This window comes from Streptomyces sp. NTD91 (assembly GCF_059510455.1).
Window position 1 is genome coordinate 1 of sequence record NZ_JCAJZW010000176.1, and the last position, 385, is coordinate 385.

At 71.9% G+C, this 385-nt stretch carries 1 protein-coding gene; it reads left to right on the forward strand.

The genetic code is table 11. The features are described 5' to 3' along the window. A partial coding sequence (locus tag AC5WRT_RS39120) for a transposase family protein (RefSeq protein ID WP_496101120.1) occupies window positions 1–385 on the forward strand: 385 nt, incomplete at both ends.

Genomic DNA, 385 nt, shown 5'->3' on the forward strand with positions numbered 1-385 from the left:
ATCCAGCCGCCCTCGCCACAGTCCGCGCCGCACCCCGACCCGCACCGAGCGCCGCATCATCAAGGTCCGGCTCCTGCGCCGGTGGGGACCGGCCCGCATCGCGCACCTGCTGAATCTGGTGCCCTCCACCGTGCACCGCGTCCTGACCCGCTACGGACTGGCCCGCCTCGCCCATCTGGACCGGGCGACGGGCCGGGTCATCCGCCGCTACGAACGAGACCGGCCCGGCGAACTCGTCCACGTCGACATCAAGAAGCTCGGCAACATCCCCGACGGCGGCGGTCACAAGGTTCTCGGCCGGGCTGCGGGGCGCAAGAACCGGGCGAACGCCGGCTACAGCTACCTGCACACCGCCGTCGACGACCACTCCCGCCTGGCCTACAGC